The sequence below is a fragment of the Rhizobacter sp. P2_G4 genome, assembly GCF_056403575.1.
This window is the reverse complement of record NZ_JBFUFG010000012.1, coordinates 105,141-120,532: the sequence shown is the minus strand read 5'-3', so window position 1 is coordinate 120,532 and position 15,392 is coordinate 105,141. Positions and strand designations below refer to the sequence as shown.

The following is a 15,392-nucleotide window of genomic DNA, read 5'->3' as shown; positions in this document are numbered from 1 at the left end:
AAGAAGGAGACAAACATGAAGATCAATGACAAAAGAAACACTGGCATGACCCGGCGTTCGGGCATCCACCGGCGCACCGCGATCGGCCATCTGTTCGGTGCCGCCGCGGCGGCGGTCGGGCTGACGGCCGCACGCTCGGCGCGCGCCAACACCTTCCCGAGCAAGCCCATCACGCTGGTGCTGCCATTCCCGCCTGGTGGGTCGTTCGACCCCATCCTGCGCGCGCTGAGCAATGCCGCGAGTCAGGACCTCGGCCAGCCCATCGTGCTGATGCACAAGCCAGGTGGCGGCGGTGTCACCGGCACCGCGAGCCTCGCGACGATGACCGAGAGCGACGGCCACACCATCGCCGTGATGCACAACTCGGTGATCCGCCAGCCGCTGCTGATGAAGACGCCGTGGGACCCGCTGAAAGATTTCACCTACCTGCTCGGCCTCGCCGACCTGTCCACCGGCATCAGCGTCGCGGCCGATGCGAAGTGGCAGACGTTGGCCGAGCTGCTGGCCGATGCGAAGGCGCGGCCGGGCCTCATCAGCTGGGGCAACGTCGGCGCGATCAGCGTCAACCGAATCTATGCCGAGCGGCTCGCCAAGTCGGTCGGCGTGCGCTTCAACATGATTCCGTACAAGGGTGGCAGCGAAGCCTTCCAGGCGCTGCTCGGCCACCACCTCGACGTCTACGGCGACCCCGGGTTCGGGCCGATGGCTGTCTCCGGCAAGGTGCGTGTGCTGGCCACCTTCACCGAGCAGCGCCTGAAGCGCTGGCAGCAGGTGCCCACGATGAAAGAGCTGGGCCACGACTTCGTCATCGAGTCGCCGATCGGGCTCGTCGCGCCGAAGAACCTCGACCCCGCCGTCGCTGCGCGCCTGCACTCGGCCTTCAAGAAGGCGATGGACGACCCCGACTACAAGCGCATGCTGGAGGAGTTCGACATGGCCCCGAACTACCGCTCGGGGCCGGCGTATCGCAGCTATGCCGAGGCGCAGCTGGTGAAGGAGAAGACCATGCTCGACGAGAGCGGGTTCAAGCCGGAATGAACGACGCCGCCATTCCGGCCGCGCTTGCCGAGCGCCACATTCCCTTTCTCGCGTGGCTGGGCGCACGGCGTGAAAGCGCGGCCGACGGCGTGGCCGTGGTGGTGGTCGACCTGCTGCCCGAGCTGATGAACAACCACGGCGGCGGCCATGGCGGCGTGGTGATGACGCTGCTCGACAACGCGATGGCCAACGCCGCGCTGAGCCGCATCGACTTCGCCCGAGAGGTCGTGACCATCGACATCCAAGTCGCCTTCATGAGCCCGGCGACGGGCCGGCTCACTGCCACCGGCCGCGCCACCGGCGGCGGGCGATCGGTGTGCTTCTGCGAGGCCGACGTGGCCGACGCCGATGGCCGGGTCGTCGCCCGCGCCATGGGCACCTTTCGCTACCGCGAGCCGGGCGGACAGCACGTCAACGAAGCGCCCGGCTGAGCTGTTTCTCCACCATCGCTTTCAAGACTGCGCGGGCCCTTTGCGGTTGCGTGAGCCGAGCTTGGGCACCAGCATGCCGACCTGCCGGCGGTACACCTCGTAGCGCTGGCCGAACTGCGCGACGAGGTCACGCTCCTCGAACCAGATGCCGATCAGGATGTAGCCCGTGCTGGCCGCGGCGAACAGCAGGTGGCCGGCGGTCATTTGCGGCGTGGCCCAGAAGCCGAGCACGAAGCCGAGGTAGATCGGGTGCCGCACGTGGCGGTAGAAGAGTGGCGTGTGAAACACCGGCGCCGGCAGCGCCTGGCCGCGCAGGTTCGCCCACACCTGCCGCAGGCCGAAGAGCTCGAAGTGGTTGATGAGGAAGGTGCTGGTCAGCAGCACGCCCCAGCCGATCCAGAACACGGCCTGCAGGACGAGGCGACCGATGGGGTCGGTGACCGACCACACCACCGGCTCGGCCAGGGGCCGCCATTGCCACAGCAGCAAGGCGAGCACAGCTGTTGCCGCGAGGACAAAGGTGCTGCGTTCCACCGATTCGGGAATCACCTTCGTCCACCAGCGTTTGAAGCCGCGCCGTGCCATCACGCTGTGCTGAACGGCGAAGAGGCTGAGCAGCCCGAGGTTGACGGCGAGTATTTCCACGAGCGGCGCGGTGGCGCCGCTGTCGATGGTCTTGGGCAGCAGCGGCAGGTTGCCGACGAAGCCGATGGCGTAGACAAAGGTGGCGAGGAAGAAGACGTAGACCACCAGTCCGTAGAGGGCAGCGAGGAATGACATATCGATCTCCCGGAATCAAAAGGTTGAGGACGAGTCGGACCTGCGCCCCGCATCGAAACGACAGGTCGAGTGCACCCGGGCCGCGCTTGGCGGGCCGAACAGGTCAGTGGGAAAAGGTCGCAGTACCGGCGCGCGCTACGGCACTTCGCCACCCGGCGGCATCCGCGGCGGGCGGCAGACGCGCCAGAGCTCCATCGCGTGATGGGCCGGCGCGAAGGTGTGGGTAGGCGGTGTCATCGCGCCCACGCCCGGTTCTCCAGCACTTGCGCGATGCGCATTGCCGCACGCGCTGCGCCGTCGGTCTCCACGGGCCGGTAGCGCACCGGCTCATGCATCGCGGCCAGCGCGCGCTGGGCCAGGTGCTCGGGGTCGAGCGCCGCCGCATAGTCCATCGAGCGATCGGCGGCGTAGTTGGCCAGCCGGTTGCGCACGTGCACACACTGTTCGAAGTGGCGTTGCAGCGGGAAGCTCAGGAAAGGACGGCGCGTAGCGACAAGTTCCATCGTGGTCGACAACCCCCCCTGCACCAGTGCCAGGTCGCAGCACGCCAGGTGCTCGTACAGGTTGTGCACGTAGGGCCGCAGCTCGAGCCCCGGTTGCGGCTTGAACTCGTCGGTCGACAGGCGCGGGCCGGTCACCATGATCAGGCGCAGTTCGGGCATCTCGCGCTTCATGCGCGGGAACGCCGCCGCAATGCGCTGCAGCAGGTGCCGGCCGGTGGCCGTGCCGCCGACGGCGGCGATGGCGATCTTCTCGTCGCTGCGGTAGCCGTGCTGTGCGCGCAGGCGCTCGGTGTCGGCCAGCGTGCGCGGGTCGAAGGGCAGGCAGTAGCCGCAGTAGCAGAAGTTGCGATCGGTCCAGTCGCGGATGCGCGGCAGGCCGGGGCCGAAGGTCTGCTCGGTCACGTCTTCGCGGTTGCCGACGAAGATGGCGGCATCGCGCAGGTAGGGGTAGCGGGCGATGTGCTCGATGTCGTCGGCATTGCGGTCGGCGCACAGCGCGGCTTCGCGCTCGTTGCCTTCTTCCATCGGCAGGCAGCCGACGAAGTCGGTGAGGAAGACATAGGGCTGGCGCTTGAGCTCGGGGTTCTCGTGGTAGTGGTAGTCCACGTCCCAGGCTTCGTCGCCGATCACGATGTCGTAGTGCTCGGCGTCCATCAGGTCGACGAAGGTCATGAAGTTGCGCGTCATGATCTCGTCCATCGTGCGCAGCGCGAAGAAGGCCGACAGGTCGTGCTCATCACCCGCGGCGGCCACCTGCTCGAAGTGGCGGCTCTCGTTGGCCAGGCGCTGCGTGATCGGATGCAGGCGTTCGCCCTCGCGCTCGAGGTAGCGCGCGGCCGGGTCGACGGTGAACCAGTCGATCGCCAGGTCCGGCTGCAGCTTGCGCAGCTCCCGTGCGATGGCCAGGTCTCGCTGCGCGTGCCCGAGGCCGATCGGGCTGCAGATGAACAGCGCCCGGCGTGGGCGTTTCATCGCGCGTACCCAGGTTCGCTCGCGAGGCGCGCCGCTGATGAAGTCGCGCACGGCCTGGTTGAATGTCACCGGGTCGCGTGCCGCCGTCACATGGCCGCCACCGGCGATGGTGAGCATCTTCGAACCGGGCACCAGCGCATGGATGTCGATGCCCTTGGCATGGGGAACGCGTCCGTCGGCGTCACCATGGATCACGAGCGTGGGGCAGCTGACGCGGCTTGCAAGTTCGCGCACGTCGTTGCCCACCCAGGCGTTGCGGCACCAGCCCAGCCATTCGGCGTCAGTCGCCCAGGCGTAACGCACGCCGTCTTCATATGGCTTGGTCGAATGCGGTTCGCTGAAGATGGTGCCCATGAACCAGTCGACGTAGGCGGGCCAGTCGCGGCTCAGCAGCTCGCCTTCCATCTTCAGGCGCCGTGCGAGTTTTTCGTCGCTCGGCAGCGAGTCGGCAAAGCCGCCGGCCGTGATGACGTGCGTGATGCGCTGCGGCTGCTCTGCCGCGAGCCGCAGCACGGTCATCGCGCCGGCCGAGATGCCGACCAGGGCCACGCGCTCGGTGCCGATGGCATCGAGCACGGCCACGAAGTCGGCGTAGAAGTGGTCGATGCTGTAGGCGGCCTGCCCCGTCGGCCGGCCAGAGCGGCCGTTGCCGCGGCCGTCGACGGTGATCACGCGAAAGTGCTCGGCGAGGTAGGGCACCGCCCCCTTGAGCATCTGGCTGTGCACGATCTGCAAAGGCGGCGCAAAAGCGATCCACGGGCCGCTGTGGCCCCACACGGCGTACCAGATCTTCACGCCGTCTCGGTCGACGAAGCCTTGCTGCGCGGGCTGCAGCGTGCCGTAGGGCGAGGCATCGGCCTTCGGCACCGAGCCCGGTTCGGGCAAGGGGCCGGCGATGCGGTCGAATCGCTCGGGCAGGGGGTTGTGCGGCGCGTTCACCGGCGGCTCCTTCGGGTGGCTGCTGTGGGTGCGGCAACGGCAGCAGGCGCGGGCGTCTTGGCTGCTTTGGCGTCCAGCCATTCAAGCAGCCATTGCACGGCATCGAGCGCGGCGCGGTGCGAGCCTTCCTCTTCCTTCACGCCCAGCAGGTCGGCGAACTCCATGCCGAGCCAGAACTCGGAGATCCAGCACGCGATGACCTCGGCCGTGAACGGCGACGGCAGCTTGGTGCCGTCGGCCTCCAGCGCGGTGAGCGCCTCGCGCACGGCGCCCAGCACGAGCTTCTTCCATTGCATCAGGCGCGGCACGAACTTCTCGCGCAGGCCGGGGTTGGAGAGGCTGGCCGCCCACAGCTCGGCCTGCAGGCGCACGAAGCCCGAGGCGAGGTCGTCCTCGTAGAAGAGCCGCGCACTGGCCCACTTCTGCGCGAAGCCGCCGCTGCTTTCGTACATCGATGACTGGCGCGACAGCAGCCGCTGGTTCACTGCGTCGAGCACTTCGATGACGAGCTGGTCCTTGCTGCGGAAGTGGTAGTTGATGAGCGCGTGGTTCACACCCGCGTCCTTGCCGATCTCACGCACGCTGAGCGCGGCATAGCCCTCGGACACCAGGCGGCGGAAGGTTGCATCGAGGATGCGCTCGCGGGTTTGCGTCGCATCGCCGTCGTGCAGATTCGAGCTGGCGGATCGTGGGCGAGCGGGAGCCGAGGTCGAGGCCATGTTCACCAAGTGTTTTAAACGAGTGTTCAAAGTCTAGTCGGCAGGGCCACGGTGTCAACCCCCTAAGTTCCCCGAATTCCCAGCCTGACCTCCAGCCTGAACCCTTCGCCACCGGCAGTCGCTATCCCAGCGATTGGCAGAGGCGAATGGCCGGCGAAGCGGGCAATCCGGACAATCGCTTCATGAGAATTCACCACCTCGGCCACATCGGAAAGAGCGGCAGTTTTGCCGTCGTGCACCTTGCGATTGCCGTCTCGCTCGGCTACCTCTTCACCGGCAGCCTCGTGCTGGCCGGACTGATCTCGATGATCGAGCCGGCGCTGAACACTGTCGCCCATGCGGTGTTCGATTCGTGGTGGAGCCGACGGTATGGCGACGAGCCGGCGCTGCGCAAGACGGCGCTGTTCGCGATGATCCACTTCGGCAACGCCGTCGCGGTGGTCTGGCTGATGACCGGGAGCATCGCGATCGCAGGCGCCATGGCGGTGGTCGAACCGCTGGTCAACGCGGTGGCGCTGCACGCCTTCGACGGCTGGTGGGCGCGGGCCGCGAGGGCACGCCGCAGCACGCCCGTTGCCGTGCCGGTCTGAGATCGAGCCTTTGGGCTGAACGCCAAGAACGCGTTAAGCCTGCTCCAGCTCGCGCAGCTTGCGGTAGAGCGTGTTGCGGCTGATGCCCAGGCGGCGCGCCGCTTCCGACATGTTGCCGTTGCTCGCGCGCACGGCCTCGAGAATGCAGCGGCCGGCCTGCTGGCGCAGGTTGGTGTCGCCCTCCGGCACGGCGTGGGTTGCCGGATGCACCACCAACTCTTCGGCCACGTCATCGGGCAGGTGGGCCCATTCGATCAGGCTCTCGTCATCGCCCACGAGCGCGCAGGCGGTGCGCAGCACATTGCTCAGCTGGCGCAGGTTGCCGGGCCACTGAAAGCCGGCGAACGCGGTGGCGATGTCGGGCGCGAGCTGCATCTCGCGCCCCGGTGCCAGCTCGCGCAGCATCGTGGCCACGAGCGAGCTCAAGTCGCTGCGCTCGCGCAGCGGCGGCAACGACAGCGCGAGGCCGTTGATGCGGTAGAACAGGTCTTCGCGGAAGCGCCGCGCATCGACTTCCTCGCGCAGCTTGCGGTGCGTGGCGCAGATCAGCTGGAAGTCCACCGCCACCGGCTTGCCGCCGCCCAGCGGCGTGACCTGGCGCTCCTGCAGCACACGCAGCAGCCGGGCCTGCATGGCCAGCGGCATGTCGCCGATCTCGTCGAGGAAGAGCGTGCCGCCATGCGCCTCTCGCAGGCGCCCCGGCGCGCCGTCGCGGCTCGCGCCGGTGAAGGCGCCGGGCCGGTAGCCGAACAGCTCGGCCTCGATCAACGTCTCGGGCAGCGCCGCGCAGTTGACGGCGATGAAAGGCTTCTCGCGCCGCGGGCCGCTGGCGTGGCAGGCGCGTGCGAACAGCTCTTTGCCGACACCCGACTCGCCTTGCAGCAGCAGGGCAATGGGCTTGTCGATGACGCGCCGCGCACGGCCGATCACGGCTTGCATGGCGCCGTCACCGGTGTCCAGCGCCGCCAGCGCATCGCTGACGGCCGGCTTGGCCCGCACGGTGGCGCTCGGCGCGCCGCTGGCGCACACGTAGGCGCGGCCGGTGTCCACACGAACCCAGAGCGCGCTGCCGTCGTTGCGCTGCACGGCGGTCGGCAGCTTGGCGGAGCGGTTGCTGCCCAGCAGCGCGTTCAGCCCGACCGACAGCACGCGCTCGAGCGCCAGCGTGCCGATGGCCTCGCGCCGCAGGCCGAGCATCGCCAGCGCGACCGAGTTCGCGCCGATGACCCAGCCGTCTTCCGACAAGGCCAGCAGGCCTTCGGTGACGGTGCCGATGCCTTCGGGCCGCGCGTGCAGGCGCAAACGCATGGCGCCGCTGTGCTGCGCCTCGAAGAGTTGGTGCTCGATCATGCAGGCGGCCGAGCGCACCAGGCTCAGCGTGTGCGGGTGGTAGCCGCGGTGGTCGCCCGAGATGTCGATCACGCCGAGCAGCTTGCCGGCCGGGTCGGCAATCGGCGCGGCGGCGCAGGTGAGGAAGGCATTGCGTTGCAGGTAGTGCTCTCCGCCGTGCACGACGACCGCGGCGCTGGCGGCCAGCGCGGTGCCGATGGCGTTGGTGCCGCGCCATTGCTCGTGCCAGATGGCGCCGGGCCGCAGCGCGACGCGCGCCGCCTTGTCGGCGAAGTCGGTGTCGCCCAGCGAGTGCAGCAGCATGCCTTGCGGGTCGGCGAGGATGACCATGCTGTCGCTGTCGCGGATCTGCTCGCTCAGAAATTCCATCACCGGCCGCGCATGCGAAACCAGCGTGCGCCGGTGCTCCAGCGCACGCGCCAGCTGCGGCCCCGACGCATGCGGCGCCCCCGGAGTGCGGCCATCGGGCGCGAGGCCGAACTCGCGGCTGCGCCGCCAGCTGGCTTGCAGCTCGGGTTCGAGCAGGCCGATGGCCAGGTCGCCGGCCTCCAGCAGCTGGCGACGCGCTTCGCGCAGCCGCCCGGGCGGCGTGCGCGTGGCAGGGACGTTTGCAGTCATGCCTTGTCTCCTTGTCGGCCCTGTTCGAGCTCTGTGGAAGGGTGTCCGTTGGCGTTGCGACGACCGTGTCACGGTAACAGCGAGGAGCCATCGCGCCAGCGGTTCAGCGCAATCCGAATGCTGCAGTGTCCCGTTTCGTGACAGGCCTGTACCGCGACGCCCCAATGGCACAAGTGTCTTCTGCCGGGTGGGCGGGTTTCTTGCGCCAGATCAGGCATTTGCCGTTGATCCGCGGCTGGCACGCGCGATGCGAAGAGCTTGCCCCGGACACATGCGGCAATGGATTCGCATGGCCGCCATTCATTGACCGACCCCCAAGGAGACAGACATGCTCTACGCCAGCCCCAACACCCCCGAGGCCAAGCTCGCCTTCAAGCCCGAGTACGACAACTTCATCAACGGCCGCTTCGTGAAGCCGGTGAAGGGCCAGTACTTCGACGTCATCACCCCCATCAGCGGCAAGGTCTACACGCGCGCCGCGCGCTCCACCGCCGAAGACATCGACCTCGCGCTCGACGCCGCGCATGCCGCCGCGGCCAAATGGGGTGCCACCAACGCCGCAGAGCGCGCCAACGTGCTGCTGAAGATCGCCGACCGCATCGAGCAGAACCTGGAGCTGCTGGCCTATGCGGAAACGGTGGACAACGGCAAGCCAATCCGCGAAACGCTGAACGCCGACATCCCGCTGGCGGCCGACCACTTCCGCTACTTCGCCGGTTGCCTGCGCGCGCAGGAAGGCGCCCTGAGCCAGATCGACGACAACACTGTGGCCTATCACTTCCACGAGCCCCTGGGCGTGGTCGGCCAGATCATTCCGTGGAACTTCCCGATCCTGATGGCAGCGTGGAAGGTCGCGCCTGCGCTCGGCGCTGGCAATTGCGTGGTGTTGAAGCCGGCCGAGTCGACGCCGGTGAGCATCCTCGTGCTGATGGAGCTGATTGCCGACCTGCTGCCGCCCGGCGTGCTGAACATCGTCAACGGCTACGGCAAGGAAGCCGGCATGCCACTGGCGACTTCCAAGCGCATCGCCAAGATCGCCTTCACCGGCTCCACCGCCACTGGTCGTGTCATCGCTCAGGCGGCGGCGAGCAACCTGATCCCGGCCACGCTGGAACTCGGCGGCAAGAGCCCGAACGTCTTCTTCGACGACGTGATGGCGCAAGACGACGCCTTCCTCGACAAGGCCATCGAAGGCCTCGTGCTGTTCGCCTTCAACCAGGGTGAGGTCTGCACCTGCCCGAGCCGCGCGCTGATCCAGGAATCGATCTACGACAAGTTCATCGAACGCGCCCTCAAGCGCGTGGCCGCCATCAAGCAAGGCAGTCCGCTGGACACCGACACGATGATGGGCGCGCAGGCCTCGGCGATGCAGATGGACAAGATCATGTCCTACCTCGAAGTCGGCAAGCAGGAGGGCGCCAAGGTGCTGATCGGCGGCGGGCGCAACCAGCTCGGTGGCGAATTGTCCGGCGGCTACTACGTGCAGCCCACGCTCTTCAAGGGCAACAACAGCATGCGCGTGTTCCGCGAAGAGATCTTTGGCCCGGTGCTGGCCGTGGCCACCTTCAAGGACGAAGCCGAAGCCCTGGCTATCGCCAACGACACACCCTACGGCCTGGGCGCCGGCGTGTGGACACGCGACGGCAGCCGCGCCTACCGCATGGGCCGCGCGATCCAGGCGGGCCGCGTGTGGACGAACTGCTACCACGCCTACCCGGCGCATGCGGCCTTCGGCGGCTACAAGGAATCGGGCATCGGCCGTGAGACGCACAAGGCCATGCTCGACCACTACCAGCAGACGAAGAACCTGCTGGTGAGCTACTCGCCGAGCGCCCTAGGCTTCTTCTGAACGAAAGCTCTGGCAGAACATGCCGCGGCAACCGGAACTCGGTGCCGCGGCTTAGGGCGAAACCTTAGACCTTTCTGGCGCGGCCGCGACGAAGGCGGCGCCGCTTCCACCACAGCCAGATCCCGGTGAAGCCGAGGGTTGCGAGCGTGAGCCCGCTCAGAAAAATCACCGGTTCCAGCCAGCCGCCGCCGAGCACGCCGGTGTGCAGCGGGTAGACGACCGACACCGCGCGGGCACCGGCGTCGAGTTCGTTCCAGCGGTCGACGCGCAACACCGCGCCGGTGCGGGGATGCAGCCAGACGGAGGTGAGGCCGTTGGGGTGCGGGTCATCGGCGAGGCGCATGCGCACGCGCAGCGGCCGGTTGGCTTGCCCGGGCACCTGGATGTAGCCGATCGCGTCGTTGGGAAATCTCGCCTGGGCCAGCGCGACCAGTGCGTCGAGTTCGGGGGCCGTGTCCGGTGCAGCGACGACGTTCGACAGCGTCGGCGGCTTGAGGCTCTTGGCACCGGCCAGGAAGGTCACGAAATCGTTCAGCGGCCGCCAAGCCATGTACGCGCCGCTCGCAACCGACACGGCGATCACGAGGCCCATCACCGCACCCAGGATGCGGTGCAAGTCGAACAACCCGCGCCCGAGGCCTTTGCTCAGCTGAATGCGCAACGACGGAGGCCAACGCCGCGGCCACCACAGCACGAGCCCGGTGATGAGCAGGGTCAGGTAAGCGAGCGCGATGCACGCGAGGATCGCCTTGCCGGTGTCTTGCAGCAGCAGCGAACTGTGCAACTTGAACAGCACGTTGACGAAACCCTCGTCTTCAGCACGCCGCCCCTGCTCGCGGCCGGTGGCCGGATCGAGGTACACCGTGCCGCTCCACTTGCCGCGAACCAGCACCCACAGCGTGTCGCCGGGCTCGCGCGGCGGGCGGAAGGTCAGTGTGGTGTCGGCACCGAGCTCGGACACGAGCCGCTGGCGAACGGGTTCGAGCGGCGCGGTCACCGCGTTGGCGGAAGCGCTGGGGCCCGAACGGAAGAGGTCCGGATGACCCCAGCGGTCCAGCGGCTGCGCGACGACCAGCACCGCCCCCGCGAGGCCCACCAGCGCGAGCAACCAGCCCACGCTGAGAGCGACCCAGCGGTGCAGCCAAAGCCAGAGCGAACGCAGGCGCGTCATGCGGACTCAGCCGAGAACCGGCGCACGGTCAGAAAGCCAACCGGCCCTGCACGTAAGCCGTGCGGGGCGGGCCGACCATGCGGCCGAGGTTGTTGTCGACGTTGCGCGTGTAGTAGCGCTTGTCGGCAATGTTGTTGACACCGACCAGGACGTCGACCGACTTCGTCCCAGGTATCTTCCAGCTGACCTGCGCGTTCCACAGGCGGAAGCCGGGAATGCGGCCGACGCCGGCGTCCGCGTTCTCGGCCTGTGTGTTCGCGTTGTCAGAGAACTGGCCGGTCTGGTGCGTGCTGTTGAGATTGAAGCCCCAATCGCCGACCTGGTAGCGCGCACCGATCGTGTCGACGTTGCGCGAGTAGAAGGGCAGGTCACGCCCCGCATTCGCCTCCGACTTCTGGATCGCACGCGTGTAGCTGTAGTTGGCAAACACGTTCAGTCCGGCGAGCGGGCCGGCCTTGCTGAAGCTGTAGTCCACCGCGGTCTCGACGCCGTCGTGCTTGGTCTCGCCAACATTCTGGAACAGGACCGGTGTGACGCCTGCCACCTGCTGGATCTGGTTGTCGAAGCGGATCTGGAAGAGCGTGAACTCGGCCTTCAGCCGCTCGTCGGCCCAGCGCGCGCCGAGTTCGGTGGTCTTCGCGACTTCAGGCTTCAGCGGGTTCCCCTGCGTCTGCGAGTTGAGCTGCAGGTTCTGCACCGGGCCGAACGAGGTGGTGTAGTTCGTGAAGACGGTGAGCGCCGGCGTCAGCAGGTAGGCAATGCTGATCGAGGGAAGTGCCTTGTTGTTGCGTGTCTCGTAGCTTTGCCCGGCAGCAAGGTTGTCGCGCGTGGACTCGATGTGCTCGAAGCGCACACCCGGCGTGATGCGCCATGCGCCGATCGCGATGCGGTCGTCCACATAGACGGCATGCGCGTCGGTCGCGTTGTCGAAGCTCGTCGTCGTGCCGACAACACCGGTGGCGGTCGTCCGGCTGTAGGAGTTGTCGTCGCCCCGCTCGCGGATGTAGCGGTAGCCGACTGTCACGTCGTGCGTGCTCGGGCCGAACGCGACGCGTTGGGTGTACCGCGGCTCGATGCCGAGAACGGTGTAGTTGCGCGGCTGGAACGTGACCTGTACGCCGTTGCCCAGCGAGCTTTCGCGGCTGCTGTCGGTGTAGTAGGTGCGGACCTCGAACTCCTGTGCCGCCGAGATCGCGTTGACGTAGCCGAACTCGAGGCTCTTGCGATCACCGCTCCAGTAGTCGTTGGGGCGCGTGTTCTGGAAGGGATCGGCGTTGTACTGATCGACCTTGAGGCCGCCCGGCGTGCGCGACTTGGCGTTGTAGTACGCGACCTTGCCGTACAGCTCGGAGCTGGCCGTGAGGTCGTAGCGGGCTTTCAGCGCGAGGTCGTCGAACCGGTCGTCGCTGCCGGCGCGCCAGTCGCTGCCGGACATGCCCGAGTACAGCAATGCAAGGCCGAGGCCGCTCTCGAGCTGCGTGCCGAGGAAGGCGCTGTACTGGGTGTTGTCGCCGCCGCCTTCGGCGTACTCGGTCTGGCGCACGGTCACGTCGCCCGAGAGGCCGGAGGTGGTCGGCACCGAGCGCGTCTTGAAGTTGATGACGCCGCCGACGTTCTGCGGACCGTAGCGCACCGCGCCACCACTGCGCACCACGTCGATCGATTCGATGTTGTTCAGGCTGATCGGTGCGAACGAGAGCTGCGGCTGGCCGTACGGCGCGACCGCGAGCGGCACGCCGTCGAGCAAAACGGTGGAGCGCGGCGTGTAGCGGCCGGTCAACCCGCGCACGCCGATGTTCAGCGAGATCAGGCTGCCGGCGGTGCCGGAGTTCTCGGTGGCCTGCACGCCGGGGATGCGGCGCATCACCTCGTCGATGCTGGTGGCGCCGGTGGCTTCGATCTCGTCCTTCTTGATGACCGTGCGTGCGCCGGGGAAGCTTTTCACGCTGTTCTGCAGGCCGCTGCCGAGCCAGTTGCCCGTGACCTGGATCGCCTCGAGCACGATGCCGCTGCCGCTCGCCTCCGGTGGCGTCTCGGCTTGTTGTGCATGCGCCAAGGAGGGCAGCGCCAACACCGCAAGTGTGGTCAGCGTGCGCTGGAATCGGGGGGTGTGCTGGGCCTTCGGGCCGCGGAATTGCGCCATGGGTCGCCTCGTGTGGGTCGACGCGCGGAGTCGCACTGGCTGGTCATCTGCTGTGCGACACGGTGTCGAAGCTGAGAGGCGTGGCTGGCGGGGGGGAACACTCCTTCGCGATGGCTTAATGATAATTGTTCGCGTTTGCTCGGGTCAAGAAAGGCAAAGGACGACCCCAGGAAATCGTGGAAAGATCGTGGAAAGAGGCCGGCCGCAAGCGCCCCATGCGCATGCGGCCTTGTCCATCACCTGAGCCTCAGCCCAGCGGGTTCAAGAGCTTCGGGTCGGACCTGAAGGCGTAGACCAGCAGGTCGGCCATCGAGAAGCGCCCAGTTGCCGCGCCCGGGCCGAGCGAAGGCTTGAAGGCCGGGTCGCGCAGCACCGAGTAGCGGCTGGCTTCGATCGCGCGATGGAAGGTCTCGGCCACCACGCGCGAGCCGACCTTGCCCAGGCGGTTGTGGTTGAACTCGGCCTCGCGGAGTATGTAGAACCACAGCGGCGTGTTGCTGGTCAGCTCGGCCTGGTTCTGCGCCATGTTGAGCCCCGGGTCGAAGGTGGCGCCGCCGTTGCCTTCCATGATCTGCGCGGCGCTCAGGGCCTCTACCCCGAAGGCCTTGGCCAGCTGCTGGCCGGACGCGAGAAACAGCATGCGGCCGCGCGCGAGGTTGCGGAACGCGAGGTTGCGCTTGAGTTCGAGGTCAGGAACGATGCCGTCGAAGCTGCCGGTCGGCAGCATCTTCAGTGGGTCGACCATGTGCGTGTCGATGGCCATCGCGTGGTTGAACTTGCCGGGTGGCGCTTCGAGCCCGGCCACACCGGTGGTGGTGAGGTCGAACATGCGGCGCCAGTCGGCCACCCACACGCTGGGCAGCGCAGTGAAGGTGCCGCCGCGGGCTTCGAGGTCGGCCAGGTCTTCTGCACTCCCGGGGGCTGCCGTGGTCGGGCTGAGTGTGCCGCTGGTTCCGGAGAAGCGGAAGAGCCGGAACAGGTGGCCCGATTTGGCGGGGTCGTCCGAGATGCCGAAGATCTTGTTCCACTCATAGCTCTCGCGAACCATCGAGTGCCCGAGGCGGAAGCACGCGCCCGAGAACTCGACCGGCATGGTCGCGTGCGGGTCGGTCGCGTCGTGCTCGAAATACCGGCGGCCGTTTTCCAGCACATCGGCGAGCACGTCGATGTCGAGCACGGTCGCCAGGTAGTCGTGCAAGACCATCCATTGGTAGTGCTTGACGACGGTCTCGCGCGCTTTCTCGAACAGGCCGGCACTCGGCACGCCTTGCGCGGCGAGGTCGTCCACCACCGCGTTGTGGAAGCGGATGAAGGCCGCGTGGATCTGCGCCACCGCGAGGTTCTCGTCGTTGCGGCGATCGGGAATGCGCGCCTTGCGCTGGTCCTTGAGCTCGACGCCGCCATCGGCCAGCATGCGCGGCAGGTCGAAGCCTTCCTGCTCCGCCCCCGGGTTGCCGGTGGGCGCCGGCTTGCCGCGCTTGAGCTTCGTCGGGCCGTCGTAGAACTCGGGCGTTTCGACCGGCCCCATGCCGTACAGCGAATCGAGGTCGAGGATCGGCGTGCGGCCGGTGACGAGCTGCTCCACCGTCACCGCGTGTGCCGGGTTGAGGGTGGTGATGTCGAGCGTCAAATCGTGGTCGAGAAACTGGCCGAGGTAGGTGAACCCGGCCGGGATGGTGGTGCTGACCTTGCCGCCACCCGCCGTCATCGACACGGCCAGCTTGGCCAGCAGGTTGATGCTGTTCGGCTCACCGTGCAGCCCGTTGATGAGGCGAGAGAAACGAAAGCTCCGCGTCTCTTCGACGGCGGACGGTGGTGTGACGACTGTCTTTCCGTTGGCTGCGATGGAGGTCATTCCCTCGCCGACGACGAAGAAGCGCTCTCGCGCATGGTGCTGGCTCATTGCGACTCCTGGCGTGTTGCGATCGACGTGTGGCCGCACGAGGTTGAAACTGACGGACGAGCTGATCCGTCAACGCGGCTTACCGCATTGCGCAAATCGGTTGACTGCAAGTTCCCGGGCCGGCGAGAAGAGCACGAGCACTCTCCCGTCGCGGTGACCCGTTCGGCCCCGAGCGATTCGTCAACACTCGATCGTTAATGCGTTGACGAGGAAGCCAGTGTTTGCTCGCGCTGAGGTGGCGGACATCCCTAGAAAGCATCCTAGGGGGTGTGTGGCATCCCGTGAATGCGGGTTGCTATATCCACGTGCAATTTGAGTTATGCCGACCAACGACCCTGGTGCGTTTTGGCGCTTCCAGGAAGTACGATGCGGCGGACGGAGGGCCA

At 67.3% G+C, this 15,392-nt stretch carries 11 protein-coding genes; 4 read left to right on the top strand and 7 right to left on the bottom strand.

The features are described 5' to 3' along the window. Nucleotides 1–15 precede the first annotated feature (15 nt). A complete protein-coding gene (locus AC1DYS_RS28125; protein WP_477904842.1) occupies nt 16–1,038 on the top strand; it encodes a tripartite tricarboxylate transporter substrate binding protein in 1,023 nt (340 codons plus the stop codon). Next, on the top strand, nt 1,035–1,469 hold the full coding sequence (locus tag AC1DYS_RS28120; protein WP_477904841.1) for a PaaI family thioesterase: 435 nt from the start codon (nt 1,035–1,037) through the stop codon (nt 1,467–1,469). The genes AC1DYS_RS28125 and AC1DYS_RS28120 overlap by 4 nt, the downstream gene beginning before the upstream one ends. Before the next feature lie 21 nt (nt 1,470–1,490). On the opposite strand, the gene mddA is transcribed toward AC1DYS_RS28120, so the two are convergent. The 3 genes from mddA to AC1DYS_RS28105 all read right to left on the bottom strand — a co-directional run bounded on the left by mddA (nt 1,491) and on the right by AC1DYS_RS28105 (nt 5,382). Beyond that, nucleotides 1,491–2,249, bottom strand: a complete 759-nt coding sequence (gene mddA / locus AC1DYS_RS28115) for a methanethiol S-methyltransferase (RefSeq protein ID WP_477904840.1) — start codon at nt 2,247–2,249, stop codon at nt 1,491–1,493. A 233-nt stretch (nt 2,250–2,482) separates the two neighbouring features. Then, nucleotides 2,483–4,663, bottom strand: coding sequence for an alpha/beta hydrolase (locus tag AC1DYS_RS28110; protein WP_477904839.1), 2,181 nt, complete (start codon nt 4,661–4,663; stop codon nt 2,483–2,485). Beyond that, the gene (locus AC1DYS_RS28105) at nt 4,660–5,382 is read right to left on the bottom strand and encodes a TetR/AcrR family transcriptional regulator (protein WP_477904838.1); all 723 of its coding nucleotides are present in this window, start codon (nt 5,380–5,382) and stop codon (nt 4,660–4,662) included. Before AC1DYS_RS28105 ends, AC1DYS_RS28110 begins: the two co-directional genes overlap by 4 nt. A 182-nt stretch (nt 5,383–5,564) precedes the next feature. Here AC1DYS_RS28105 and AC1DYS_RS28100 point away from each other — a divergent pair, with 182 nt between their 5' ends. Continuing rightward, nucleotides 5,565–5,972 carry a DUF2061 domain-containing protein gene (locus AC1DYS_RS28100; protein ID WP_477904837.1) on the top strand — a complete coding sequence of 136 codons (408 nt, stop codon included), beginning with the start codon at nt 5,565–5,567 and terminating at the stop codon, nt 5,970–5,972. Nucleotides 5,973–6,005: 33 nt separating this feature from the next. Here the strand turns inward: AC1DYS_RS28100 and AC1DYS_RS28095 are convergent, their stop codons facing one another. After that, on the bottom strand, nt 6,006–7,940 hold the full coding sequence (locus tag AC1DYS_RS28095; RefSeq protein ID WP_477904836.1) for a sigma-54-dependent Fis family transcriptional regulator: 1,935 nt from the start codon (nt 7,938–7,940) through the stop codon (nt 6,006–6,008). Nucleotides 7,941–8,268: 328 nt separating this feature from the next. Here AC1DYS_RS28095 and exaC point away from each other — a divergent pair, with 328 nt between their 5' ends. Beyond that, complete coding sequence (exaC, locus tag AC1DYS_RS28090) at nt 8,269–9,789, top strand: acetaldehyde dehydrogenase ExaC (RefSeq protein ID WP_477904835.1); 1,521 nt, start codon at nt 8,269–8,271, stop codon at nt 9,787–9,789. A gap of 64 nt (nt 9,790–9,853) precedes the next feature. Here exaC and AC1DYS_RS28085 read toward each other — a convergent pair whose 3' ends face one another. From AC1DYS_RS28085 to AC1DYS_RS28075, 3 genes are all read right to left on the bottom strand, one after another. Next, nucleotides 9,854–10,960, bottom strand: coding sequence for a PepSY-associated TM helix domain-containing protein (locus AC1DYS_RS28085; RefSeq protein ID WP_477904834.1), 1,107 nt, complete (start codon nt 10,958–10,960; stop codon nt 9,854–9,856). Nucleotides 10,961–10,988: 28 nt separating this feature from the next. Further along, nucleotides 10,989–13,103, bottom strand: a complete 2,115-nt coding sequence (locus AC1DYS_RS28080; protein WP_477904833.1) for a TonB-dependent receptor family protein — start codon at nt 13,101–13,103, stop codon at nt 10,989–10,991. 247 nt (nt 13,104–13,350) lie between these two features. Then, nucleotides 13,351–15,006 (bottom strand): peroxidase family protein, encoded by a 1,656-nt coding sequence (locus AC1DYS_RS28075; RefSeq protein WP_477904832.1) that lies wholly within the window; start codon nt 15,004–15,006, stop codon nt 13,351–13,353. Nucleotides 15,007–15,392 lie beyond the last annotated feature (386 nt).

Coding starts and splice junctions, on each gene's coding strand:
- AC1DYS_RS28075 (WP_477904832.1), bottom strand. CDS start 15,006: ATGAGCCAGCACCATGCGCGAGAGCGCTTCTTCGTCGTCGGCGAGGGA.
- AC1DYS_RS28100 (WP_477904837.1), top strand. CDS start 5,565: ATGAGAATTCACCACCTCGGCCACATCGGAAAGAGCGGCAGTTTTGCC.
- AC1DYS_RS28105 (WP_477904838.1), bottom strand. CDS start 5,382: ATGGCCTCGACCTCGGCTCCCGCTCGCCCACGATCCGCCAGCTCGAAT.
- AC1DYS_RS28125 (WP_477904842.1), top strand. CDS start 16: ATGAAGATCAATGACAAAAGAAACACTGGCATGACCCGGCGTTCGGGC.
- mddA (WP_477904840.1), bottom strand. CDS start 2,249: ATGTCATTCCTCGCTGCCCTCTACGGACTGGTGGTCTACGTCTTCTTC.
- AC1DYS_RS28085 (WP_477904834.1), bottom strand. CDS start 10,960: ATGACGCGCCTGCGTTCGCTCTGGCTTTGGCTGCACCGCTGGGTCGCT.
- AC1DYS_RS28080 (WP_477904833.1), bottom strand. CDS start 13,103: ATGGCGCAATTCCGCGGCCCGAAGGCCCAGCACACCCCCCGATTCCAG.
- AC1DYS_RS28120 (WP_477904841.1), top strand. CDS start 1,035: ATGAACGACGCCGCCATTCCGGCCGCGCTTGCCGAGCGCCACATTCCC.
- AC1DYS_RS28095 (WP_477904836.1), bottom strand. CDS start 7,940: ATGACTGCAAACGTCCCTGCCACGCGCACGCCGCCCGGGCGGCTGCGC.
- exaC (WP_477904835.1), top strand. CDS start 8,269: ATGCTCTACGCCAGCCCCAACACCCCCGAGGCCAAGCTCGCCTTCAAG.